The organism is Streptomyces sp. NPDC001770 (assembly GCF_053596135.1).
In genome coordinates this window covers 1-22,116 of the sequence record NZ_JBSFFN010000065.1, presented here as the reverse complement: position 1 = coordinate 22,116, position 22,116 = coordinate 1, and the positions used below count along the sequence as shown (strand labels likewise).

General features: G+C 72.1%; 18 protein-coding genes. 8 read left to right on the top strand and 10 right to left on the bottom strand.

Annotation, left to right across the window (positions count from 1 at the left end; all coding sequences use genetic code 11):
• Positions 1 to 99: 99 nt before the first annotated feature.
• Both ACWCSV_RS33235 and ACWCSV_RS33230 read right to left on the bottom strand, forming a co-directional pair.
• Positions 100 to 771, bottom strand: a complete 672-nt coding sequence (locus ACWCSV_RS33235) for an HAD family hydrolase (protein WP_451148743.1) — start codon at positions 769 to 771, stop codon at positions 100 to 102.
• 81 nt (positions 772 to 852) lie between these two features.
• Positions 853 to 1,359 carry a DUF6912 family protein gene (locus ACWCSV_RS33230; RefSeq protein ID WP_451148741.1) on the bottom strand — a complete coding sequence of 169 codons (507 nt, stop codon included), beginning with the start codon at positions 1,357 to 1,359 and terminating at the stop codon, positions 853 to 855.
• 277 nt (positions 1,360 to 1,636) lie between these two features.
• Here ACWCSV_RS33230 and ACWCSV_RS33225 point away from each other — a divergent pair, with 277 nt between their 5' ends.
• The gene (locus tag ACWCSV_RS33225) at positions 1,637 to 2,119 is read left to right on the top strand and encodes an Rv3235 family protein (protein ID WP_451148739.1); all 483 of its coding nucleotides are present in this window, start codon (positions 1,637 to 1,639) and stop codon (positions 2,117 to 2,119) included.
• 129 nt (positions 2,120 to 2,248) lie between these two features.
• On the opposite strand, the gene secA is transcribed toward ACWCSV_RS33225, so the two are convergent.
• On the bottom strand, positions 2,249 to 5,065 hold the full coding sequence (gene secA / locus ACWCSV_RS33220; RefSeq protein WP_451148737.1) for a preprotein translocase subunit SecA: 2,817 nt from the start codon (positions 5,063 to 5,065) through the stop codon (positions 2,249 to 2,251).
• Positions 5,066 to 5,304: 239 nt separating this feature from the next.
• On the opposite strand from secA, the gene ACWCSV_RS33215 reads away from it, so the two are divergent.
• Both ACWCSV_RS33215 and ACWCSV_RS33210 read left to right on the top strand, forming a co-directional pair.
• A complete protein-coding gene (locus tag ACWCSV_RS33215) occupies positions 5,305 to 6,039 on the top strand; it encodes a GNAT family N-acetyltransferase (protein ID WP_451148735.1) in 735 nt (244 codons plus the stop codon).
• 94 nt (positions 6,040 to 6,133) lie between these two features.
• Positions 6,134 to 7,339 carry a winged helix-turn-helix domain-containing protein gene (locus tag ACWCSV_RS33210; RefSeq protein WP_451148733.1) on the top strand — a complete coding sequence of 402 codons (1,206 nt, stop codon included), beginning with the start codon at positions 6,134 to 6,136 and terminating at the stop codon, positions 7,337 to 7,339.
• Here ACWCSV_RS33210 and ACWCSV_RS33205 read toward each other — a convergent pair.
• The 7 genes from ACWCSV_RS33205 to mtnA all read right to left on the bottom strand — a co-directional run bounded on the left by ACWCSV_RS33205 (position 7,332) and on the right by mtnA (position 15,915).
• Positions 7,332 to 8,087: a response regulator gene (locus tag ACWCSV_RS33205; protein WP_266704996.1), complete on the bottom strand. Its 756-nt coding sequence runs from the start codon at positions 8,085 to 8,087 to the stop codon at positions 7,332 to 7,334. The genes ACWCSV_RS33210 and ACWCSV_RS33205 overlap by 8 nt on opposite strands.
• 183 nt (positions 8,088 to 8,270) lie before the next feature.
• The gene (gene hpf, locus ACWCSV_RS33200; protein ID WP_451148731.1) at positions 8,271 to 8,960 is read right to left on the bottom strand and encodes a ribosome hibernation-promoting factor, HPF/YfiA family; all 690 of its coding nucleotides are present in this window, start codon (positions 8,958 to 8,960) and stop codon (positions 8,271 to 8,273) included.
• Positions 8,961 to 9,289: 329 nt separating this feature from the next.
• Positions 9,290 to 10,009 carry a ComF family protein gene (locus ACWCSV_RS33195; RefSeq protein WP_451148729.1) on the bottom strand — a complete coding sequence of 240 codons (720 nt, stop codon included), beginning with the start codon at positions 10,007 to 10,009 and terminating at the stop codon, positions 9,290 to 9,292.
• A gap of 140 nt (positions 10,010 to 10,149) precedes the next feature.
• A complete protein-coding gene (locus ACWCSV_RS33190; protein ID WP_451148727.1) occupies positions 10,150 to 12,018 on the bottom strand; it encodes an LpqB family beta-propeller domain-containing protein in 1,869 nt (622 codons plus the stop codon).
• Complete coding sequence (gene mtrB, locus ACWCSV_RS33185; RefSeq protein ID WP_451148725.1) at positions 12,008 to 14,074, bottom strand: MtrAB system histidine kinase MtrB; 2,067 nt, start codon at positions 14,072 to 14,074, stop codon at positions 12,008 to 12,010. The genes ACWCSV_RS33190 and mtrB overlap by 11 nt, the downstream gene beginning before the upstream one ends.
• Position 14,075: 1 nt before the next feature.
• Positions 14,076 to 14,765 (bottom strand): two-component system response regulator MtrA, encoded by a 690-nt coding sequence (gene mtrA / locus ACWCSV_RS33180; protein WP_007448372.1) that lies wholly within the window; start codon positions 14,763 to 14,765, stop codon positions 14,076 to 14,078.
• Between the two features lie 4 nt (positions 14,766 to 14,769).
• On the bottom strand, positions 14,770 to 15,915 hold the full coding sequence (gene mtnA, locus ACWCSV_RS33175; RefSeq protein WP_451148723.1) for an S-methyl-5-thioribose-1-phosphate isomerase: 1,146 nt from the start codon (positions 15,913 to 15,915) through the stop codon (positions 14,770 to 14,772).
• Between the two features lie 137 nt (positions 15,916 to 16,052).
• Between mtnA and ACWCSV_RS33170 the strand changes: the two genes are divergently transcribed.
• The 5 genes from ACWCSV_RS33170 to ACWCSV_RS33150 all read left to right on the top strand — a co-directional run bounded on the left by ACWCSV_RS33170 (position 16,053) and on the right by ACWCSV_RS33150 (position 21,914).
• Entirely contained in the window at positions 16,053 to 17,492 is a 1,440-nt protein-coding gene (locus ACWCSV_RS33170; protein ID WP_451148721.1) for a hypothetical protein, read from the top strand.
• Between the two features lie 4 nt (positions 17,493 to 17,496).
• Positions 17,497 to 18,195, top strand: a complete 699-nt coding sequence (locus ACWCSV_RS33165) for a DUF4129 domain-containing protein (RefSeq protein WP_451148719.1) — start codon at positions 17,497 to 17,499, stop codon at positions 18,193 to 18,195.
• Between the two features lie 119 nt (positions 18,196 to 18,314).
• Complete coding sequence (locus ACWCSV_RS33160) at positions 18,315 to 19,592, top strand: DUF4350 domain-containing protein (protein WP_451148745.1); 1,278 nt, start codon at positions 18,315 to 18,317, stop codon at positions 19,590 to 19,592.
• The gene (locus tag ACWCSV_RS33155; RefSeq protein ID WP_451148717.1) at positions 19,589 to 20,590 is read left to right on the top strand and encodes an AAA family ATPase; all 1,002 of its coding nucleotides are present in this window, start codon (positions 19,589 to 19,591) and stop codon (positions 20,588 to 20,590) included. Before ACWCSV_RS33160 ends, ACWCSV_RS33155 begins: the two co-directional genes overlap by 4 nt.
• A gap of 10 nt (positions 20,591 to 20,600) precedes the next feature.
• Positions 20,601 to 21,914 carry a DUF58 domain-containing protein gene (locus tag ACWCSV_RS33150; RefSeq protein ID WP_451148715.1) on the top strand — a complete coding sequence of 438 codons (1,314 nt, stop codon included), beginning with the start codon at positions 20,601 to 20,603 and terminating at the stop codon, positions 21,912 to 21,914.
• Positions 21,915 to 22,116: the final 202 nt, after the last annotated feature.

The window sequence follows — 22,116 nt, the reverse complement described above, 5'->3', positions numbered from 1 at the left end:
TTTGTGAGTGTTTTACAGCCGTGTGAAGTACCGACCCCCCGGGGGGCCGGCGGCCCCTGCGCGGCCCGGGGGCGGGCCCGCCCCCGGGCCGCGCTCGTCTCAGACCTCCATGGACTCCGCCAGCGCCACCGCTTCGGCGAGGCTGTCCACCACCGGCACCCCCGCCTCCTCCAGGCTGGCCCGGTCGTGCGAGCCCCCGGTGTAGAGCACCGCCCGCGCGCCGACGTGCGCGGCGGCCACGGCGTCGTCCACCGCGTCCCCGATGATCACCGCGTGCTCGGGGGCGACCGTGCCGAGCGCGGCGAAGTGCCGCTCCATGTGGAGCGCCTTGCTGCCGCCGGAGGGCCCGGTGCGTCCGTCGACCCGTACGAAGTGCGGCTCGATGCCGTACCCGCGCACGGTGGGTATCAGCTGCTCGTGGCCGTGCATGCTCAGCAGGGACTGGCTGCGGCCGTCCCGTCGCCAGCCCGCGAGCAGCTCCGCGGCGCCGTCGGTGAGGCGGCAGGCGGCGCGGAGCTCGGCGTACGCGTCGTGGAAGAGAACGTCCATCCGCTCCCACTCGGCGTCGTCCGGTATCCGGCCGAGCAGCCGCTCGTAGAAGAGCGGTACGGGCACGCAGTACGTCGCGCGGTACTGGTCCAGCGTGATCGGCGCGAGCCCCACCTCGGCGAAGGCCGTGTTGGTCGCCCCGAGGACCGCGTGGATGTCGTCCAGCAGGGTGCCGTTCCAGTCCCAGACCAGGTGGGTGCGCTTCGCGCCGTGCTTCGCCATGGGAAAGACCGTACTCGGCAGGTCCGACAACCGGCGAGGGTCACCCCCGGCCAGCCCTTGCCGGGCGCCTGCCCGTCCCCCTCAGCCGAGCAGCTGCGGGATCTCCTGCACACCGAACCAGAGCAGTTCGTGGTCCTCCGCGCCGTCCACGGTGAACTGCGCGTCGTCGTCGCCGAGGTCGGCGGCGCCCAGGGCCGCGGCGGCGGCCGTCACGTCCTTCTCGGCGTCGTCGGCGTCCACGTGCACGGCCGCCGCCTTGTCGAGCGGCACGACGGAGCCGAGGCGGACCTCGCCGACCGAGGCGGCGTCCGGCCCCTGGCCGGGGTCGCCCAGGGCGTCGCCGTCCGGTACGTCGAACGCGACGACGACCCGGCGGCGCGGCTCCCCGGGCAGGGCGGCGATCAGTCTGAGCGAGGCGGAGGCGGCCCGGTTGAGCGCCGCGTACTCCAGCTCCTCGATGTCGTCGGAGACGTACCATTCGCGCAGCCCGGGGGTGACGGCGTAGGCGGTCAGCGGTCCGGGGCCCAGCTCGCCCGCCTCGTGCGCCGCGGCGAGACCGGAGAGGGTCAGGGGGACGTACACGCGCATGGCTTGGCCGCTTTCGTAGTCGACAGACCCCCTCAGGATACGTCGGCGGTCCCCCTTCGGGGCGGGCGGGCGCCCACCGGCGCACGGCCCGGGGACGCGGCCGTGCGCCCGCTCCACGGCCCCGGGTGCCCGCCCCCTCACCCGGATAGGTGATCCGCGCCGTGCGCCCCGGACGGCCCCGCCGGCCCTTGCGGCCCCCGCGCGACTCCCCGTAGAAGATGCGCAACGCAATGCTGCCGCACGGCACGACCGGGCGGCCTCACACGGGGGCGACACCATGAGCACGGACCGGACCAGGATCTCGAGCGCGGATCGGCGCACCCGTACGGAACAGCGCGGGGCCACCCGCCCGGGAGGCGGCAGGCCCGCCGGCCGCCGCGATCCGCGCCGCCCCGGGACCGTCCCGGCGCAGCGGAGCCCGCTCGCCGCGCGGGGCCCCGTACGCCCCCACCAGTGGTTCGCCGAACGGCTGCTCGCCGTGCTGAGCGGGCGCCGCCCGGTGCACTGGATGCTCGGCCACACCGTGGGCGAGGCGTACGACCAGCTCGCCGAACTCGCCCCGCTGCGCGCCGCCTGGGGCAGCAGCCCCGTACTGCGCGGGTGCTACGGCGCACAGCCCGCCACCGGCGTGGTCGAGGCGTTCGCGTCCATCTCGGGCGGCGGCCGGGTGCACGCCATGGCGTTCCGGCTGGAGCAGGGCGCCGATCTGCGCTGGCGCTGCGCCGCGGTGGAGCTGGGCGGCGAACGCCTCCCGGCCTGAACCCGCCGCCCGGCCACCAACGGCTGCCCCAGCGGTACGGAAAACCGGCGGGGCCGCGGGTACGGAAAACCGGCGGGGCCGGGATCTCCGTGGAGGTCCCGGCCCCGCCGGTCGTACTTCTCGCGGGTACTACTTCTTGCGGCGACGTCCGCCGCCGCCCGCGCTCTTCTGCGCCTTGCGGCGCTCGGCGCGGGTCAGGCCGTCGCCCTCGGGGGCGCTGTCGGCGAACTCGCCCTCCACGACGCCGCCTTCGCCGTCCACCGTCGGGGCGGAGAAGTGCAGGCGGTCGGGGCGCTGCGGGGCTTCGAGGCCCTTGGCGCGGATCTCGGGCCGGGAGGCCGCCGCGACACCGGCACCCTCCTTGGCGAGCGAGGGCTGGTCGGCGTCCTCCTTGACGGGGACCTCCTCGACCTGCTGCTCGACCTGGACCTCGAGGTTGAAGAGGTAACCGACCGACTCCTCCTTGATGCCCTCCATCATGGCGTTGAACATGTCGAACCCTTCGCGCTGGTACTCGACCAGCGGGTCCTTCTGCGCCATGGCACGGAGGCCGATGCCCTCCTGGAGGTAGTCCATCTCGTAGAGGTGCTCGCGCCACTTGCGGTCGAGGACCGAGAGGACCACGCGGCGCTCCAGCTCACGCATGATGTCGGAGCCGAGGGAGTTCTCCCGCTCCTCGTACTGCGCGTGGATGTCGTCCTTGACGGACTCGGCGATGAAGTCCGCCGTGACACCCGCGAGGTCGCCCGCGGCTTCCTCCAGCTCCTCCACGGTGACCTTCACCGGGTAGAGCTGCTTGAAGGCGCCCCACAGCCGGTCGAGGTCCCACTCCTCCGCGAAGCCCTCGGCGGTCTCCTGGCGGATGTAGTCGTCGATCGTGTCGTCCATGAAGTGACGGATCTGGTCCTGGAGGTCCTCGCCCTCCAGGACGCGACGACGCTCGCCGTAGATGACCTCGCGCTGGCGGTTGAGCACCTCGTCGTACTTGAGGACGTTCTTACGCGTCTCGAAGTTCTGCTGCTCGACCTGGGACTGGGCGGAGGCGATGGCGCGGGTGACCATCTTGTTCTCGATCGGCACGTCGTCGGGGACGTTCGCCATCGACATCACGCGCTCGACCATCTGCGCCTTGAACAGGCGCATCAGGTCGTCGCCCAGCGAGAGGTAGAAGCGGGACTCGCCCGGGTCGCCCTGACGGCCGGAACGACCGCGCAGCTGGTTGTCGATGCGGCGCGACTCGTGGCGCTCGGTGCCGAGGACGTACAGCCCGCCGAGGTCCTTGACCTCCTCGAACTCCGCCTTCACGGCCAGTTCGGCCTTCTCCAGCGCGGCGGGGAGTGCGGCCGCCCACTCCTCGACGTGCTCGACCGGGTCGAGGCCGCGCTGGCGCAGCTCCGCCTCGGCGAGGTCGTCGGGGTTGCCGCCGAGCTTGATGTCGGTGCCTCGGCCGGCCATGTTCGTCGCGACGGTGACGGCGCCCTTGCGGCCGGCCTGGGCGACGATGGTCGCCTCACGGTCGTGCTGCTTGGCGTTGAGCACCTCGTGCTGGACACCGCGCTTGGAGAGCTGCTGCGAGAGGTACTCGGACTTCTCGACCGAGGTGGTGCCGACCAGGATCGGCTGCCCCTTCTCGTGCTTCTCCGCGATGTCGTCGACGACGGCGGCGAACTTGGCGACCTCGGTGCGGTAGATCAGGTCGGACTGGTCGAGGCGGACCATCGGCCGGTTCGTCGGGATCGGCACGACGCCCAGCTTGTAGATCTGGTGGAACTCGGCGGCCTCGGTCATCGCCGTACCGGTCATGCCGGAGAGCTTGCCGTAGAGACGGAAGAAGTTCTGCAGGGTGATCGTGGCGAGGGTCTGGTTCTCGTCCTTGATGTCCACCCCTTCCTTCGCCTCGATCGCCTGGTGCATGCCCTCGTTGTAGCGGCGGCCGGCGAGGATACGGCCGGTGTGCTCGTCGACGATCATGACTTCGCCGTCGATGACGACGTAGTCCTTGTCCTTCTTGAAGAGTTCCTTCGCCTTGATGGCGTTGTTGAGGTACCCGACGAGAGGCGTGTTGACCGACTCGTAGAGGTTGTCGATCCCGAGCCAGTCCTCGACCTTGGCGACGCCGGACTCGTGGATGGCCACGGTCCGCTTCTTCTCGTCGACCTCGTAGTCGCCGGTCTCCTCGATGCCCTTGAGCTGGTTGCCCGCCTCGCCCTTGGTCAGCCGGGTGACCAGCTTGGCGAAGTCCCCGTACCACTTGGTGGCCTGGTCGGCCGGGCCGGAGATGATCAGCGGGGTACGCGCCTCGTCGACGAGGATCGAGTCGACCTCGTCGACCACGGCGAAGTTGTGGCCGCGCTGGACGAGTTCGTCCTGCGACCACGCCATGTTGTCGCGGAGGTAGTCGAAGCCGAACTCGTTGTTCGTGCCGTACGTGATGTCGCAGGCGTACTGCTCGCGGCGCTGCGCCGGGGTCATGTTGGCGACGATGCAGCCGACGGTCAGGCCGAGGAACTTGTGGACCCGGCCCATCATCTCGGAGTCGCGCTCGGCGAGGTAGTCGTTGACCGTGATCAGGTGGACGCCCTTGCCGGAGATCGCGTTGAGGTACGCGGGCAGGGTGCCGACGAGGGTCTTGCCCTCACCGGTCTTCATCTCGGCGACGTACCCGAGGTGCAGGGCGGCGCCGCCCATCATCTGGACGTCGTAGTGGCGCTGGCCGAGGACGCGCTTGGCGGCCTCACGGACGGTGGCGAACGCCTCGGGGAGCAGGTCGTCCAGGCTCTCGCCGTCCGCGTACCGTGTCTTGTACTCGTCGGTGAGCGCCCGCAGCTCGGCGTCGGAGAGGTTGACGAAGTCCTCTTCGATGGAGCTGACCTGGTCCGCGATGCGGTGCAGTTTGCGCAGGATCTTGCCTTCGCCTGCACGCATGAGCTTGTTGAAGACGGACACTGAGGCTGGTCTCCTTGCCGGTCGGGCCTGGCACTGGGTCGTTTGACGGACTCTGGCGCGGGCACGGCAGGTGGGCCCCACCGCAACGGCCATCGTAAGCGAGGACACCGCCGCGCCGGGAGGGCTGCCCCTGGGTGGACCTCACCGCGCCTTCCAGGACAACGGCCGAAGAGCCTGGAAGGTGCCGGGAAGCCCGGAAAGTGCTCACGGCCGGGCCCCGCGGTCACCAGAATGCGCCCATGGAGCCGATCACCCTCACCTCCCGACGCCTGCTGCTCCGTCCATTCACCCCCGGGGACACGGACGCGGTGCACCTCGCCTGCCAGGACCCGGAGATCCTCCGCTGGACGGAGATCCCGTCGCCGTACCTGCGCTCCGACGCGGAACTCTTCACGAGCACCCTCGCCCCGGCGGGCTGGCGGGACGACTCCGGCTACCACTTCGCGCTGGTCGAGCGGTACGGCACGCTGGCGGGCGCCCTCGGACTCGTCCGGCGGCCGGGCCCGTGCACGTACGAGGTCGGCTACTGGCTGGCCCGGGAGCACCGCGGCCAGGGGTACGGGACGGAGGCGGTGGTCCGCTCGGCGCACTGGGCGTTCTCGGTGCTGGGGGCGGTCCGGCTGGAGTGGTGGGCCGAGGCGGGCAACGTGGCCTCCCGGGCGGTCGCCCTGCGCGCCGGTTTCCGGCTGGACGACGGGCGGCGGCCCGGGGCGGCCGGCGGGGCAGCCGGGGAGCCCCCCGGCGGCACGGCGGCAGCGGCCGGCGGGGTCCCCGCCACCGGGGCCGCAGCCGCTGCCGGGGACAAGCGCCGGGACCTCTGGAGCGCCTCGCTCCTCCCGGCCGACCTGGGGCTGCCGGCGTCCGGCCCCGGCCGGATTCCCGCCCGCCTCGGCCTCCGGGTCACCGGCTCCGGGCTGCCGGAGGCGGGGGCGCGTCCGCCGGGGTCCGCCGCGTACCTGCCCCCGCCGGGCTGAAGCGGGGCACGGCCCGCCTGCCCGGCCCGCCCCGATCGGAGGGCCCTCGGCCGTACCCCCGACAGCTGTCGGTGGTGCCCTTTAAGGTGCCTCCATGACGTCCGAGCCGCCCGTGCAGCCTCCCGTGGTCGAACTCTCCGCCGATCAGGCCCGCCGGATCGCGCTGCGCGCCCAGGGGTTCCTGGGCGCGCCGGACCGGCGTGCCGGGGTGCCCGGGGTGCTGCGCCATCTCGGGGCCGTCCAGCTCGACACCATCTCGGTACTGGCCAGGTCCCACGAGCTGGTTCCGTACGCCAGGCTGGGCGGTATCGGCCGCAAGGCGGTGGAGGAGGCGTACTGGTCCGGGGGCCGCGCCTTCGAGTACTGGTCGCACGCCGCGTGCGTGCTGCCCGTCGAGGAGTGGCCGCACTTCGCGTTCCGCCGCCGCGCCTACCGCGGCCGCCCGCAGTGGCACCACGAGCTGCCCGCCGGCACGTACGACACCGTGATCGCGCAGCTGCGCGCCGAGGGTCCGCTCACCGCGACCCAGCTCGGCGGTGCGAAGAACGGCGGCGAGTGGTGGGACTGGTCCGCGACGAAGGTCGCGGTCGAGCGCGCCCTGATGTACGGCGAGGTGGTCTGCACCGAACGCCGGGGCTGGAAGCGTGTCTACGACCTCGCCGAGCGGGCGATCCCCGACCGCTTCCTCCACGACGACCTGGGCGACGAGGAGTGCCGGCGCCGGCTCGTCGCGCTCGCCGGCCGCTCGCTGGGTGTCGGCACCCGCTCCGACCTCGCGGACTACCACCGGCTGAAGGCCGAGGACTTCGACGCCGTGGTGGCCGGCTCCGGGCTCGTACCGGTTTCGGTGGAGGGCTGGGGGAAGCCCGCCTGGGCCGATCCGGAGGCGCTGGCCACCGAACCGCGCGGGCGCCACCGTACGACACTGCTGTCGCCGTTCGACTCCCTGATCTGGGAACGCGCGCGCACCGAGCGGATCTTCGGGTTCACCCACCGCCTGGAGGCGTACACCCCGAAGCCCAAGCGGGTGCACGGCTACTTCGCCATGCCCCTGCTGGCCGGCGGACGGCTCCAGGGACGCGTCGACCCGGCGCGCGAGGGCACCACGCTGGTCGCTCGTCAGGTGTCCCTGGCGAGCCCCAAGGCGGTGGCGCCGATGGCCGAGGCGCTCGTGGAGGCGGCCTCCTGGGTCGGCTGCACCGACGTACGGCTCGAACGGGTGGACACCCCGGAGCTGCGGGAGCCGCTGACCGGGGCGCTCGCAGCAGCCCTGAAGGGGCTCGCCCGATCTCTCACCTGATCTCCAGGATCTTCTCCCGCATGGCATAGACCACGGCTTCCATCCGCGAGTGGAGCTGGAGTTTCTCCAGAATGTTGCGGACGTGGTTCTTGACGGTGTTCTCGGAAATGAACAACTGCTTGGCGATGTCGCGGTTGTTCTTGCCGGTGGCCACGAGTTTCAGGACTTCGAGCTCACGGTCGGTGAGCCGGGGCGCGGGGAGAAGTCGCCGGTCGTCGGTGCGCTGGATCATCGATTTGAACTCGGTGAGGAGTTTCGACGCCATCGACGGGCTGATCTGGGACTGCCCGTCGGCGACGGCCCGGATCGCCGTGGACACCTCGTCGGTGGAAATCTCCTTGAGCAGATATCCGGTGGCACCGGCTTTGATCGCGTCGTAGAGGTCGGCCTCCTCGTCGCTGATCGTCAACATGATGATCTTCGCGCTGGGGGCCACCTCCTTGATGGCGGTACACGCCTCGATGCCGCCGCGCTTGGGCATCCGAACGTCCATCAGCACGATGTCGGGCAGCAGGTCCGCCGCCTTGTCGACGGCCTCCGCACCGTCTCCCGCCTCGCCGACGACCTGGATGTCCTCCTCCTGCTGGAGAACGATCTCCAGTCCCCTGCGGAAGAGCGCGTGGTCGTCGACCACCAGGACCCGGATGGGCTCCTTGCGGGGCGAGGTGTCCTCGTCCGCGCCGGCTCGGGTTCGGGCAGCTTCTCCGGAAACATTCGTGTCGCGCACGGGCCCGAAGGTGTCCGCCATCGTTCCTCCCCCTGAAGGCCACGGCCTGAAATCACACACGGTCGCCAACGGCACTGCACCGCATACCGATTGGCTCGGGGGGCCATGCTTTCATGCCCGGCCGCCGGAACGGAGGTCCCGTGGTCGCACGCCGGTGCCCCCGGGGGCGCGCACGCTCTCCAGGGGCACCGCGAAAACGGTTCGTCAGCCGCCGAGCGCACCGCCCGCGCCACCGGCCTCGTCGGCGGCGAGGGGGTCGGTCCTCAGATGGATGACACCGTAGTCGTAGGCGTGCCGCCGGTAGACGACGCTGGGTTCCTTGGTCTCCGCATCGACGAACAAGTAGAAGTCGTGGCCGACCAGTTCCATCTCGTAGAGCGCCTGGTCGAGCATCATCGGAGCCGCCACGTGCGTCTTCTCGCGCATCACCAGCGGGCCTTCGCCCTGTACCTCCAGCGAACCGAACTTCGTGGTGGGTACCTCCTGGTCCGCCTGCTCGTTGACCAGTTCGCCGTCCTCGTCGAACGCTGCCGTGCCCGGCACCACGTCGCCGACCTCGGCGGCCGACAGACGGCCGTTGCCGCGGCGGCTGTAGCGCTTGTCGTGCTGCTTGCGCAGCCGCGCCTCCAGCTTGCCCGTGGCCAGGTCCAGCGCCGCGTACGCGTCGCCCGCAGCCGCTTCCGCCCGGATCACCGGACCGCGCGAGCGGAGCGTGATCTCCACCCGGTCGGAACGGTCGGCCTGACGGGGGTTCGGCTCCTTGGACACCTCCACGTCGAGGCTGATCACCTTGCCGTCGAACTTCTGGATCTTGTCCAGCTTCAGCTTCTCGGCCACGTGCTTGCGGAACCGCTCGGGCACCTCGGTCTTGCGGCCCTTGACGACGATGTCCACGCAGAACTCCGTTCCCGGATCGCTCCGCAACGGTGGCGGAGCGCCTCCCTTTTGCACCAGGCTCCAGTGGCATTCCGGAGCCTCGGACTAGGTGACCTTCCACCTCCTCCTGCCCACCGGCGGGTTCACCATCCCACCGATCTTCCGACAGCTGAACTCCGGCTGTCGGCCTGCCCGAAACCTGGTGGTGCATTCGTCGAGGCCTGGGGTTCACCATTCCTCACCACCGAACATAGCGTGCCGACCGCCTTCTCGGCACCCGCTACTCACGCGTACCTCCGTTCAGGTCGCTTTGCCCTTCCACGACCTGCGGAGATGAAACATTTCTGTCAGTTCCGGTTTATTCCGAAGGCAGACGGAGATGCTGCGACCACAGCTGCCCAGGGAGGCGGGAACGCGCCCGTCCGGGGCCGTACCGGACCCACCGCGCGGGCCGCCTCGGCCAGCGTCGCGCCCGTCGTCAGCAGGTCGTCCACCAGCACCACCCGGCCGGTCGCGAGGAGCCGTTCCGAGCCGGGGACGGCCTCCAGCGCACCCGCCAGGTTGGCCCACCGCTCGGCCGCCCGGAGCCCCGCCTGGTCGGCGACCCGGCGCCGCTGCCGCAGTAAGGGGAGGACGCGCGCCGGGGTGCCCGACCGCCGCAGCGCGGCGGTCGCCGCGCGGGCGAGGCGCCGTACCGGGTCGTGCCCGCGCGCGGCGGTGGCACGGCGGGCGGAGGGGACGGGCACGAGCAGCAGGGGCCCGTCCTGCCCGGACCACCCCGGCCCGGCCCGTACGGCGGCCGCGAGGGCGTCGCCGAGCGGCCCCGCGAGCGCCAGGGCGCCGCGCTCCTTGTGAGCCAGCAGAAGGGCGCGCACGGCGTTCTCGTACGGGGCGACGGCGTGCACCACCGGGAGTCCGGGCGGCTCGGGCGAGGGCCGCACCCGGCACGGCTCCCGGCCGCTCAGCGCGTCGCCGCAGGCGGCGCACAGCTCCGTACGCGGCCTGCCGCAGCCCCCGCAGGCCACCGGCAGGACCAGTCCGGCGAACTCCCGCCACCATTCCCGCACAGCACCACCCTGCCCGCCGCCGCACGGCCCCGCCACCCCTGTGGACAACGCCGCCGGACACCTGCCGGGGCCGGCCTCGGCCGGAGGGAGACCCACGGCATCGGGGGCTCAGCCCGAGGAGACCCGCGGAGCCGGGGGCCTCAGCCCGGGTAGACCAGCGAGGTGCCCTTCTTCAGCACGGTCTGCCAGTTGTCGCCGGGCGACAGCTTCACGATGCCGTCGCTCATGGTGTCCGCCATCAGCGGCAGGAGTTCGTCGTCGGCCGCGGCGATCGACTCGACCTGGTTGACACCGGGCAGTACCTCGGAGGACGAGGTGGATCCGTCCGCCTGCACGTAACGCACCTGCTGGACCCCGCCCTCCTCCTTGCCGACCACGACCAGCCGGCCGCGTCCGGACCAGGAGACCGCGGTGACGTCGGTGAGCTGCGGCGCGGCCTGGCGCAGGTCCTGCACGGACACCTGCTGCGTGGCACCGGAGCCGACCCTCTCGACCCGGCCGATCTTCAGCGTCCGGTGGCCCTTCTCCCCCACGAGCAGCGCGATCCGCACCCCGTCGGCGGACATCCGGAGCGCTTCGATCCGCTCGCCGCCGAGGCCCGGTACGGCGACCTCCTGCGGGGCGCCCTCGCCGCCGGCCAGCCTGAGCAGCCGGGGTTCGTCCGGGTCGCGGTCGGCGACCCAGAGATCGCCCCGGCCGTCCCAGCTCGGTGCCGACAGGCGGTTGTCGGCGGACGCCGCGTGGCTGACGACCGGGGCGTCGGCGGGCAGTTCGCCCTCCTCGACGATGGACGCCACGTACAGCCGCGCCCGGTCGGTCGTCACCCCGGCCGCCTTCTGCTCGTCGCGGGAGACGCCGACCGCGTTCATCGGCCGGGTGCCCTCGCCGAGCGGACCGGTCACGGGTACGGGGTCGCCGCTGCCCTTGGTCGAACCGGGAATCCGCTGCACCTTCCCCTCGTCGACGAAGTACTGGCCGACGGGGGCTCCGGAGCCGTGGTCGGGGGTGAACCCGGCCGTCTCCTCGGCGCCCAGCGAGCAGAGCACCTTCCGCCCGTTCTCCAGCTCGACCTGCTCGACCCGGGCGGAGGTCAGATCCCGCAGGGTGAAGAGCACCTGGGCCGCCATCCTCCGGCAGGCGCTCCGGGTGGCGTGGGCGGCCTCCTTGTTGAGCGGCACCTTGAGGACGTTCTGGTCGTCGGGCGCCAGCGAGGTGACGCCCTTCTGCAGCGTCGTACCGGTGGGGAAGCTGGAATCGACGACGGGCCGCAGCCAGTCGGTCGGCCCGTCGAGGAGGGTCCGGATGGTCTGCGTGGTGGCGTCCATCCGCGTCACCGGGTCGGTCCGGTTGCGTACGTAGACGGGGTCGGCGACCAGCGCGGCGGGACCGCCCGCCGAGCCGGCCGCGAAGTAGTAGGTGTTGACCGAACGGTAGAGCCGCTTGAAGTCGGACTGGCCGAGCACGAGCCCGTCCGGCACCGAGCTGATCCGCCACTCCTGCTTGCCGTCGGCGCTCTTCTCCCGCACCAGGTGCAGGCTCTGCACGTAGTCGGCGGGCGCGATCGGCTGGTACGAGCTCTGCGCGTCGACCTCCGCAACCTTCTGGCCGCTGAGGGTGTACGTGGTGTCCGTCGCGTCGTCCTCCGGGCCCTGCGGGGCGGGGGCGTTGCGGTTCGGGGCCTTGGCGAGCACGGTGGTGCCGGCGGCGGGGCGCCAGGTGCGGGCCGCGTCCTGCGTCAGATAGGTGCGGGTCGTCCGGAACGAGGGGTCGTCACTCGTCATCGACTCCAGGAAGCCGTCGACCACCTCGCCCGGCTCCGCCCCGTCGCGGGGCGGAACGGCGTAGACCTGCACCTGGGCGTCGCCCGCCTGGGAGGCGTCGACGGACTTGACGTCCCCGACGACGGGCATCGACCCGCAGCCGGCCAGCAGCAGGATGCCGAGGCCGAGCACCGCGGTCGCCCGCCCGGCTCTGCGGCGGCGGCCGTCCCTACGGCGGTCAGAACCCACGTCGGGTGTCCTCCTGGTCCGGGAGCCTGTCCGGGGTCTGTTCCCGGGCCTGCTCGGGGATCTGTTCCCGGGCCTGCCCGGGGATCTGCGCTGAGGGGGCGGCGGGAGCGGCGCCCGGGCGGGCCACCACCCGGGCGCCACTGCCGGGCAGCGCCGCGGGGTGGACCGATGCGGGGGCCTGCCGCGAGGCACCGGGCCGGGCGGACGCGGGCAGCGTGCCCCGGTCGGAGGAGCTGGGCTGGTGGGGCACGGCCATCACCCGGTGCCGGCCGTCGGCGTGTGCGTCCCCCGCGTCGGTGGTGCGCTCGCGGTCCGCGACGTTGCGCCGGGAGTCCTCGGGCTCCAGGGGTATCGGGGAACCGCGCAGCGGCTCGTCCGCCGTACGGGGAAGGGTGAGCCGGAACTGCGAGCCGCCACCGGGCTCGCCCCACGCCTGGAGCCAGCCGCCGTGCAGCCGGGCGTCCTCCACGGCGATGGACAGCCCGAGCCCGGTGCCCCCGGTCGTACGGGCGCGGGCCGGGTCGGCGCGCCAGAACCGGTTGAAGACGCGCGTCGCCTCGCCGGGCTTCAGACCGACGCCGTAGTCGCGCACCGCGACGGCGACGGCGCCCTGGGCCGCGCCCATCCGCACCACGACGTCGCGGCCCTCGCCGTGCTCGACGGCGTTGACGACGAGGTTGCGCAGGACGCGCTCGACCCGCCGGGGGTCGGCCTCCGCCACGACCGGCAGTTCGTCGCCGACCACCCGGATGCGGGTGCCCTTCCGCTCCGCCAGGGGTTCGGCGCCGCCGATCACCCTGCGGACGACGGACCGCAGGTCGATCGGCTCGGCGTCCAGCGCCGCCGCTCCCGCGTCGAACCGGCTGATCTCCAGCAGGTCGGAGAGGAGGGACTCGAACCGGTCGAGCTGATCGCCGAGCAGTTCGGCGGCGCGGCCGGTTATCGGGTCGAAGTCCACCCGCGCCTCGTGGATGACGTCGGCCGCCATCCGCACGGTGGTGAGCGGCGTCCGCAGCTCGTGCGAGACGTCGGAGACGAAACGGCGCTGCATCCGGGACAGCTCCTCCAGCTGCTGGATCTTCAGCTGGAGGTTCTGGGCCATCTTGTTGAAGGCCTCGCCGAGCCGCGCGATGTCGTCCTCGCCGGTGACCTTCATCCGCTCCTGGAGCCGCCCCGCCGAAAGCCGCTCGGCGATGCCGGCCGCCATCCGCACGGGGGTGACGACCTGGCGCACCACGAACCAGGCGATGGCGCAGAGGAGGGCCACGACGAAGAGACCTGCGGTGGCGAGCGTCGTCTTGACCAGCGACAGGGACTTCTCCTCCTGCGTGAGCGGGAAGAGGTAGTACAGCTCGTAGGGGTTGTGGTCGATGTCGTAGAGCCGCTTGCCCACGACGAGCCCGGGCTGGGACTTGCCGTAGGAGTACCGGATCAGTGAGTACGTCTGGAACGCGCCCGGGCCCTTGTCGACCGACTCGCGCAGGCGGTCCGGGACGCTGGACGCCTCCACGCTCCCCGAACCGCGCGGCGCCCGGCTGGCGGTGCCCCGGCTCACGGAGTCCGGACTGAGCGCCACCACGTTGAAGGCGTTGGCGCCGCCGCTGGCGAGCTGGTCGACGAGGTCGGTACGCCAGGAGGTGTTGGCCGACATGCCGTCGGAGCCCTCCTCGCGGCCCGGCGTCAGGGGCTCGTTCGCCTTCGCCTGGGCCGCGGCGAACCCGCCGGCTGCCTGGGTCTGGGCCGCTCTGCCCTTGGCGTCGAGCAGACCGTTGCGCACCTGTCCGATGACGACGAAACCGAGCAGCAGCACGACTCCGAGCGACATCAGCAGGGTGCCGGCGACGACCCGCAGCTGGAGATTGCGGCGCCACACCCGCACGGCGGGCAGCAGCGGACGCCGCACCCAGCGCAGCAGAAGGCGCGGGAAAGGTCCTCCGGGCGTCCGGTCGGTGAACAACCGGCCGCCCCGGAGGAGAGCGGAACGCCCCGGTCCGGCAGCCCGCTCCTCGGGGGCTCCGGGCTCCCCGGGGCCAGGAGCAGCGCTGCCTCGGGTCATGTCAGCTGGGTCCGGCCTTGTAGCCGACGCCGCGCACGGTGACGACGATCTCGGGCCGCTCCGGGTCCTTCTCGACCTTGGAACGGAGCCGCTGGACGTGCACGTTCACCAGACGGGTGTCCGCCGCGTGCCGGTAGCCCCACACCTGCTCCAGCAGGACCTCACGGGTGAAGACCTGCCACGGCTTGCGGGCGAGCGCGACCAGCAGGTCGAACTCCAGCGGGGTCAGCGCGATGGACTGGCCCTCCCGCTTCACCGAGTGCCCGGCCACGTCGATGACCAGGTCACCGATGGTCAGCTGCTCGGGCGCCGGCTCCTCCGACCTCCGCAGGCGTGCCCTGATCCTGGCTACCAGCTCCTTGGGCTTGAACGGCTTCACGATGTAGTCGTCGGCCCCGGACTCCAGACCCACCACCACATCGACGGTGTCACTCTTCGCGGTGAGCATCACGATCGGCACGCCGGACTCGGCCCTGATGAGCCTGCAGACCTCGATGCCGTCCCGTCCGGGCAGCATGAGGTCGAGCAGCACCAGGTCCGGCTTCGCCTCCCGAAAGGCAGCAAGTGCCTTGTCGCCGTCCGCTACGAACGACGGTTCAAAACCTTCTCCACGCAACACGATGCCGAGCATCTCGGCCAGTGCGGTGTCGTCGTCGACGACAAGGACGCGTCCCTTCATAATCGACATCATCCCATTAGCTAATCGTTATCTGCGATGACCTGGCACACAGCTCGGCCAGTCCGGCCCTCGTGACCGGTGAAATGACGCCCTCCTCCGTGACGATCGCCGTGATCAGTTCGGGCGGTGTGACATCGAACGCCGGGTTGTACACCGGGGTTCCCAGCGGTGCCACGACCAGTCCGCCCCCCTCTCCCCCACGCGACGCGGACCGCGGCGATGTGAGCTCCGTCACCTCGCGGCCGGAACGCCGCTCGACGACGATCGACGCACCGTCCGGGGTGGACCGATCCACCGTCGTGGTCGGTGCCACCACGACGAACGGCACGTGGTGGTATCGCGCGAGCACCGCGAGCGGGTAGCTCCCCACCTTGTTCGCCACGGAGCCGTCCGCCGCGATGCGGTCCGCGCCGATCAGTACCGCGTCCACCTGCCCCGCCGCGAAGAGCGACCCCGCCGCGTTGTCCGTGAGCAGCTGGTACGCCATTCCGTGCCGGGCGGCCTCGTAGGCGGTGAGCCGGGAGCCCTGGAGCAGCGGACGCGTCTCGTCCACCCACAGCCGGCGCAGCCTGCCCTGCCGGTGTGCCGCGAGCGCGACGGCGAACGCCGTCCCCTCTCCGCCGGAGACCAGCGCCCCCGTGTTGCAGTGGGTCAGCAGCCGGTGGCCTCCGGCCGGCAGCAGCTCGTCCAGGAGGGACAGGCCGTACCGGGCCATGCGGCCGGAGGCCTCGGCGTCCTGGCGGTGCAGGGCCCGCGCCTCGGCGAGCGCGGCGGCGGCGGCCCGTTCGGGGGCCGCCCCGTCCGCGAGGGCCGCCGCGTGGGCGCGGACCGCGCGCCGGACCCCGTACGCGAGGTTCACCGCGGTGGGCCGCGCCGTGGCCAGCAGCTCCGCGGCCTCGTCCACGTCGTACCCGCGGACCGCCGCGAGGGCGACGCCGTAGGCCCCGGCGATACCCAGCAGCGGTGCCCCGCGCACCGCCAGCGTCTGGATCGCCCGCACCAGCGCGGGTGCGTCGGTGCAGACCAGCTCGACCTCCTCGGCGGGAAGCCGGGTCTGGTCGAGCAGTACCAGGACGGGCCCTTCGGGCGGCTCGTCCCAGCGGAGTACGGGAAGCGCGGAGGGCTCGATGCCCACCGGCGATTGCGCGTCCTGATCAGCCATCCGCCCAGTCTGCCCGCTGGGAGGCCCACATATGAAGGTGCCAACCAGAAGCACCTCGAACGCACTTCTGCCCCGCGTGGCACGATGGCTGCCAACCTGCCGCCCCGATGCGCGGTCAGGACGGTGAAGGAGCCAGAATGAACGACTCTCCGGGCTGGGCCCCGCCCGGATCCGCGCCCTCCGACGAGCAGGGCGCAGGCGTACCCCGCCCCTCCGGACCCGTCGACTCCGAACCACCCACCGGGCCCCGGCCCACGAGCGGGGACTCCGCGGACGGGGACACCGCGGACGGGGACTCCGCGAGCAGGAACGGCGCCGGGGACTCCGTGCTCGGAAACGGTGCGCCCGTAAACCCCGCAGGCGGTAGCTCCGCGGACGGGCACGCCCCGAACGGCAACCCGGCCGACGGGAACGGCACGGCGGGCCAGTGGTCCGCCGCCCAGCCGCCGCCCGGCCAGTGGTCCGCCCCGGCAGCACCGGGGCCGGGGGCTCCCCCGCCGGCACCGGGCTGGGGCGGCAACCAGAACCCCGGCGGCTACCCGGGCTGGGGTCACCCCACGCCCCAGCCGCACCCGGGCTGGGGCGGAGCTCAGAACTGGGGTCACGCTCCGGTGGCACCCAAGCCGGGTGTCGTCCCGCTCCGTCCGCTGAGCGTCGGTGAAATGCTTGACGGTTCCGTCTCGGCCATGCGCGCCCACTGGCGTACCGCGCTGGGCCTCAGCCTGGTGGTCGCCGTCTTCGTGCAGATCGTCTCCGTCCTGGTCGAGCGCTTTCTTCTCCCCGAGCCGGTCACGATCGACCCGGACGCTTCCGAAGCCGAGGCCGTCCGCCAGTCCTTCGACGCGCTGCGGTCCATGCTCGTCACGAGCGCGCCGAGCGCGGTCCTCAGCATGGCCGCCTTCCTCTTCACCGCCTCGGTGCTCGGCGTCGTGGTCAGCCGCTCGGTGCTGGGCCGCACCGCCACCGCGGCCGAGGTCCGGGCGGAGGTCCGCCCCCGGATCCGGGGCGTGGTGGGGCTGGCGCTGCTGCTCGCGGTGACGATCGTGGCGATCATGGCGGTGGGCGTGGCCCCGGGACTGCTCGTCGGTTCCACGGAGGGCGCCGCTCTCCTCGGGCTCGGATGCCTCGTCGCGTTCGGAGTGTCCGTCTGGCTGATGATCGTCTCCTGCCTCGCGGCCCCCTCCCTGGTGCTGGAGCGTCAGTCGGTGGCCCAGGCCCTCCGCCGGTCCGCGAAGCTGGTCCGAGGGGCCTGGTGGCGGATCTTCGGCATCCTGGCCCTCACCTCCCTCTGCGTCGCCGTCGCGTCCACGGTCATCGCCATCCCCTTCCTCCTGATCGGGATCACCGTCGACGGAGGCGCGTCCAGTTCCCTCTTCAGCAACGACCCGGCCCCGACCGGCTGGCCCTTCCTCCTCGTGTCCAGCATCGGGAACGTGCTCGTCTCGATGCTGACGTACCCGTTCGTCTCCGGCGTGATCTCGCTGCTCTACGTCGACCAGCGCATCCGCCGCGAAGCTCTCGACCTGGAACTCGGCCGTGCCGCCGGGCTCCCCGGATACACGACCACCGGAGGCTGATGGCATGACGGGTGCGGGGGGCACCACCACATCGGGGCCGCAGGTGTGGGCCGGTCCGAGGTTCGGAGACATACCCGTGGACACGCCACGGGTTCCGGCACGGGAGGCGGCGGAGACCGAACTGTCCAAGGGGATGTACCACGAGGGCGACCCCGGCCTGCTGCAACGAGCCCTCGACTCCTTCTGGGACTGGATCGGCGGGCTCTTCGACTCGGCCGCCGGCATCGCGCCCGGTGGGCCGCTGGGCGTCCTCGCGCTGGTCCTCCTGGCCTTCGGCCTGGCCGTCGCCCTCTGGTGGCGGCTGGGTACACCGAAACGGGCGGCCGGCTCGGCCAAGCCCCTCTTCCGGGAGAGCGGGCCGCGCGGCGCCGCCGAGCACCGCAGCGCTGCCGAGAGGCACGCGGCCGCTCTCCGCTGGACCGAGGCGGTCCAGGAACGCACCCGCGCGATCGTCCGCTCCCTGGAGGAACGCGCACTGCTCGATCCCCGCCCAGGCCGCACGGCCGACGAAGCCGCGGAAGAGGCCGGACGCCGACTGCCGGACCACGCGTCCAGGCTGCGCGCCGCGGCCCGCACCTTCGACGCCCTCACGTACGGCGGCCGCACGGCGGACGAGACCGCGTATCTGACGGTCCGCACCCTCGACAGCGACCTCGAAGCGACGCGGCCCGCCACCGCCATCACGACGGGAGCCGCCGGATGACCGGATCCACGCGGACCGCCGCCCCCGGCCCCGCCGGTACGCGCGCCACTCCGGGCTCCGCGGGCACGAGTGCCGCCCCCGGCTCTGCCGGTGAGCGTCCGGCCCCGGGCTCCACGTCCATGGCGGCGACCCCCGCACAGGTGTGGAAGCGGGTCCGTGGCTTCCTGCTGGCCCTGCTTGTCCTGGTCATCGGCGGTATCACCATCGCGGCTCTGCAACCCGGCAGCCATCACGGGACGCTCGACCCCCGCTCGGCCGACCCGGAGGGCAGCAGAGCCCTGGCGGAACTCCTCGGACAGCGCGGTGTCACCACTGACGTGGTCACCACACTCGACGGCGCCGTCTCCGCGGCCGGCCCCGACAGCACGCTCCTGGTCGCCGCCCCGGACCTGCTCACCGAGTTCCAGCAGCAGCGCCTGTCCGATGCCACCTCCGGCTCCGGGGGCCGCACCGTCCTGATCGCTCCGGGACAGCCGTCCGTCCCCGTCCTCGCCCCGGGGGTGGACGTCGGACCCACCGTCAGGGTGACCGCACGCGCCGCGGCCTGTTCGTTCCCCGCGGCCCGCCGGGCGGGCGCGGCCGACCTGGGCGGGGTCACCTACACGACGGAGGAGCCCGGAGCCTTCGGCTGCTACCCGGCCCATGGCCTCACCCCGCTCCTCGTCGTCCCGCGGCAGAACGGTGAGACCGTTCTGCTCGGCGCCCCCGACATCCTGGTCAACCAGCACCTCGCCCACGAGGGCAACGCCTCGCTGGCCCTGCAACTCCTCGGCTCCCGTACTCATCTCGTCTGGTACCTCCCTTCTCTCTCCGACCCCTCCGCCACCGAGGGCGGCCAGGGCATGAACGATGACCGTGCTGCCGACCAAGACCACCGGGCCGGTGGTGGCTCCGGGCAGGACCACCGCACCGGTAGTGGTTCCGGCCAGGACCACGAAACCGACGCCGACTCCCCCGGGGACGACCAGCCCGACTTCTTCGATCTGATCCCCTCCGGCTGGTTGTGGGGGACGCTCCAACTCGCCGTCGCCGCAGTGCTCGCGGCTCTCTGGCGCGGACGCAGGTTCGGTCCGCTGGTGACCGAGAACCTGCCGGTCGCCGTCCACGCCTCCGAAGCGACGGAGGGTCATGCCCGCCTCTACCGGAAGGCCGGCGCACGCGACCGTGCCGCCACCCTGCTCCGCGAAGCGGCACGTATCCGCCTCGCCCCACTCGTCGGTGTCTCCCCCCGCGACGCGCAATCCCCGGACGTACTCGTCCCCGCACTCTCCGCCCGGATCCCCGCCGACGGCGACCTCGATGCCCTGCTCTTCGGCCCGACTCCGGCCGACGACACCGCACTGGTACGCCTGGCCGACCAACTCGACGCCCTCGAAAGAGAGGTACGCACGTCATGAGCGCCCCGACCCCGGCGATTCCAGGGACCTCCGCGGATCCCAGGAACTCCGACGAAGCCCGCGCGTCACTCGAAGCCCTGCGCTCCGAGATCGCCAAGGCCGTCGTCGGTCAGGACCCGGCCGTCACCGGACTCGTCGTCGCCCTGCTCTGCCGGGGGCACGTCCTGCTGGAGGGCGTCCCCGGTGTGGCCAAGACCCTGCTCGTCCGCGCCCTGGCCGCCTCCCTCGAACTCGACACCAAGCGCGTCCAGTTCACCCCCGACCTGATGCCCAGTGACGTCACCGGGTCCCTCGTCTACGACGCACGCACCGCCGAGTTCTCCTTCCAGGCAGGTCCGGTCTTCACCAACCTGCTGATCGCCGACGAGATCAACCGCACGCCCCCCAAGACCCAGTCCTCGCTCCTGGAGGCCATGGAGGAGCGACAGGTCAGCGTCGACGGAACTCCTCGCCCCCTCCCCGATCCCTTTCTCGTCGTCGCCACCCAGAACCCGGTGGAGTACGAGGGCACGTACCCCCTCCCCGAGGCCCAACTGGACCGTTTCCTGCTGAAGCTGACGGTGCCTCTTCCCTCCCGGGAGGAAGAGATCAACGTCCTCTCCCGTCACGTCGCGGGCTTCAACCCACGTGACCTGAAGGCGGCGGGCATATCCCCCGTCGCAGGACCGGCCGACCTGGAGGCCGCCCGCGCCGCTGTCGCCACGACCTCGGTCTCCCCCGAGGTCGCCGGTTATGTCGTCGATATCTGCCGTGCCACCCGCGAATCCCCCTCGCTCGCCCTCGGTGTCTCCCCCCGCGGCGCCACCGCGCTGCTCTCCGCCGCCCGTGCGTGGGCCTGGCTCACCGGCAGGGACTACGTCATCCCCGACGATGTGAAGGCCCTCGCTCTGCCCGCACTCCGTCATCGCATCCATCTGCGGCCCGAGGCCGAGATGGAGGGCGTCACCCCGGACGCCGTCATCACGTCGGTCCTCGCCCTCGTGCCTGTCCCCCGATGAGGCGGTGACCATGGCCCTCACCGGAAGAGCCGCTCTCCTTGCAGCTACGGGATCACTCCCTGTAGGCATCCTGGCCCCCAGCTGGGCCGGGATACTCGCGGTGAATGTCCCCCTCTCGCTAGCCATTCTGTGCGACTACGCCCTGGCAGCACCAGTGCGCAGCCTGCGTTTCACTCGATCCGGTGATACATCTGTTCGACTTGGTGACGGCGCCTCGGTGCAACTCACCGTGACCAACAGCTCCCGTCGTCGCTTGCGTGCCGAGCTCCGCGACGCCTGGTCTCCGAGCAGCGGAGCCAGGGCCGCGGAGACCGGCGAGCCCCGCCACACGTTCTCCGTCGCCGCCGGCGAGACACGGCGGCTCACCACGCTGCTCCGGCCGACCCGGCGGGGGGATCGTGTCCCCGATCGGGTGACTGTCCGGTCGTCGGGCCCACTGGGCCTCGTGGCGCGCCAGGGCTACCACCGGGTTCCGTGGAACGTCCGGGTGTTCCCGCCGTTCACCAGCCGCAAGCACCTGCCTTCCCGTCTCGCGCGCCTCCGCGAGCTCGACGGGCGCACGAGTGCGCTGAGCCGTGGCGAGGGAACCGAGTTCGACAGCCTCCGCCCGTACGTGCCGGGTGACGACACCCGGTCCATCGACTGGCGGGCCACGGCGCGGCAGACGGCGGTGGCCGTCCGCACCTGGCGCCCCGAGCGGGACCGGCACATCCTGATCGTCCTGGACACCGGACGTACCTCGGCCGGCCGGGTCGGTGACATGCCTAAGCTCGACGCCGCGATGGACGCCGCCCTCCTCCTCACCGCACTGGCCGGCCGGGCGGGAGACCAGGTGAACCTGCTCGCCCACGACCGGCGGGTGCGCGCCCAGGTCCGTGGCCGGACGGCCACCGGAGAGGTGCTGGCGAGGGTGGTGGACGCCATGGCGACGCTGGAACCCGAGCTGGTCGAGACGGACACCCGCGGCATGAGCACCGCCGCGCTGGCCGCAGCTCCGCAGCGCTCGCTGATCGTGCTGCTGACCACGCTGGACGGCGCCCCCGCCGAGGAGGGCCTGCTGACCGTCCTCCCGCAACTCACCAGGCGCCACACCGTGATCGTGGCGGCCGTGGCCGACCCCCGCACCGATGAGATGTCCCGCAGGAGGGGCTCGGCGGAGGCGATCTACGAGGCCGCCGCGGCCACTCGCGCCCAGGCTGAGCGCCTGCGTGTCGCGGAACGGCTCCGCCACCACGGAGCCGTCGTGGTCGACGCGCTCCCGGAGAGCCTGGCTCCGGCACTGGCCGATGCCTACCTGTCGCTCAAGGCGGCCGGCCGGCTCTGAACGCACTCCGCCCTGTTCTCGGTCTTCCACCCCGGCAGGCGCCGACGGGCGGAAAGCAGAGAGCAGGGCGGAGATCCAAGAGCGAGAGCTTGTATTCACGAAATGGGCCCGGAACGCAGAAAACCCCCGTGCCACAAGGCACGGGGGTCTCCCGGAAAAATTGTTCGGCGGCGTCCTACTCTCCCACAGGGTCCCCCCTGCA

Coding starts and splice junctions, on each gene's coding strand:
- ACWCSV_RS33235 (WP_451148743.1), bottom strand. CDS start 771: ATGGCGAAGCACGGCGCGAAGCGCACCCACCTGGTCTGGGACTGGAAC.
- ACWCSV_RS33230 (WP_451148741.1), bottom strand. CDS start 1,359: ATGCGCGTGTACGTCCCCCTGACCCTCTCCGGTCTCGCCGCGGCGCAC.
- ACWCSV_RS33225 (WP_451148739.1), top strand. CDS start 1,637: ATGAGCACGGACCGGACCAGGATCTCGAGCGCGGATCGGCGCACCCGT.
- ACWCSV_RS33215 (WP_451148735.1), top strand. CDS start 5,305: ATGGAGCCGATCACCCTCACCTCCCGACGCCTGCTGCTCCGTCCATTC.
- ACWCSV_RS33210 (WP_451148733.1), top strand. CDS start 6,134: ATGACGTCCGAGCCGCCCGTGCAGCCTCCCGTGGTCGAACTCTCCGCC.
- ACWCSV_RS33205 (WP_266704996.1), bottom strand. CDS start 8,087: ATGGCGGACACCTTCGGGCCCGTGCGCGACACGAATGTTTCCGGAGAA.
- mtrB (WP_451148725.1), bottom strand. CDS start 14,074: ATGACCCGAGGCAGCGCTGCTCCTGGCCCCGGGGAGCCCGGAGCCCCC.
- mtrA (WP_007448372.1), bottom strand. CDS start 14,765: ATGATGTCGATTATGAAGGGACGCGTCCTTGTCGTCGACGACGACACC.
- mtnA (WP_451148723.1), bottom strand. CDS start 15,915: ATGGCTGATCAGGACGCGCAATCGCCGGTGGGCATCGAGCCCTCCGCG.
- ACWCSV_RS33170 (WP_451148721.1), top strand. CDS start 16,053: ATGAACGACTCTCCGGGCTGGGCCCCGCCCGGATCCGCGCCCTCCGAC.
- ACWCSV_RS33165 (WP_451148719.1), top strand. CDS start 17,497: ATGACGGGTGCGGGGGGCACCACCACATCGGGGCCGCAGGTGTGGGCC.
- ACWCSV_RS33160 (WP_451148745.1), top strand. CDS start 18,315: ATGGCGGCGACCCCCGCACAGGTGTGGAAGCGGGTCCGTGGCTTCCTG.
- ACWCSV_RS33155 (WP_451148717.1), top strand. CDS start 19,589: ATGAGCGCCCCGACCCCGGCGATTCCAGGGACCTCCGCGGATCCCAGG.
- ACWCSV_RS33150 (WP_451148715.1), top strand. CDS start 20,601: ATGGCCCTCACCGGAAGAGCCGCTCTCCTTGCAGCTACGGGATCACTC.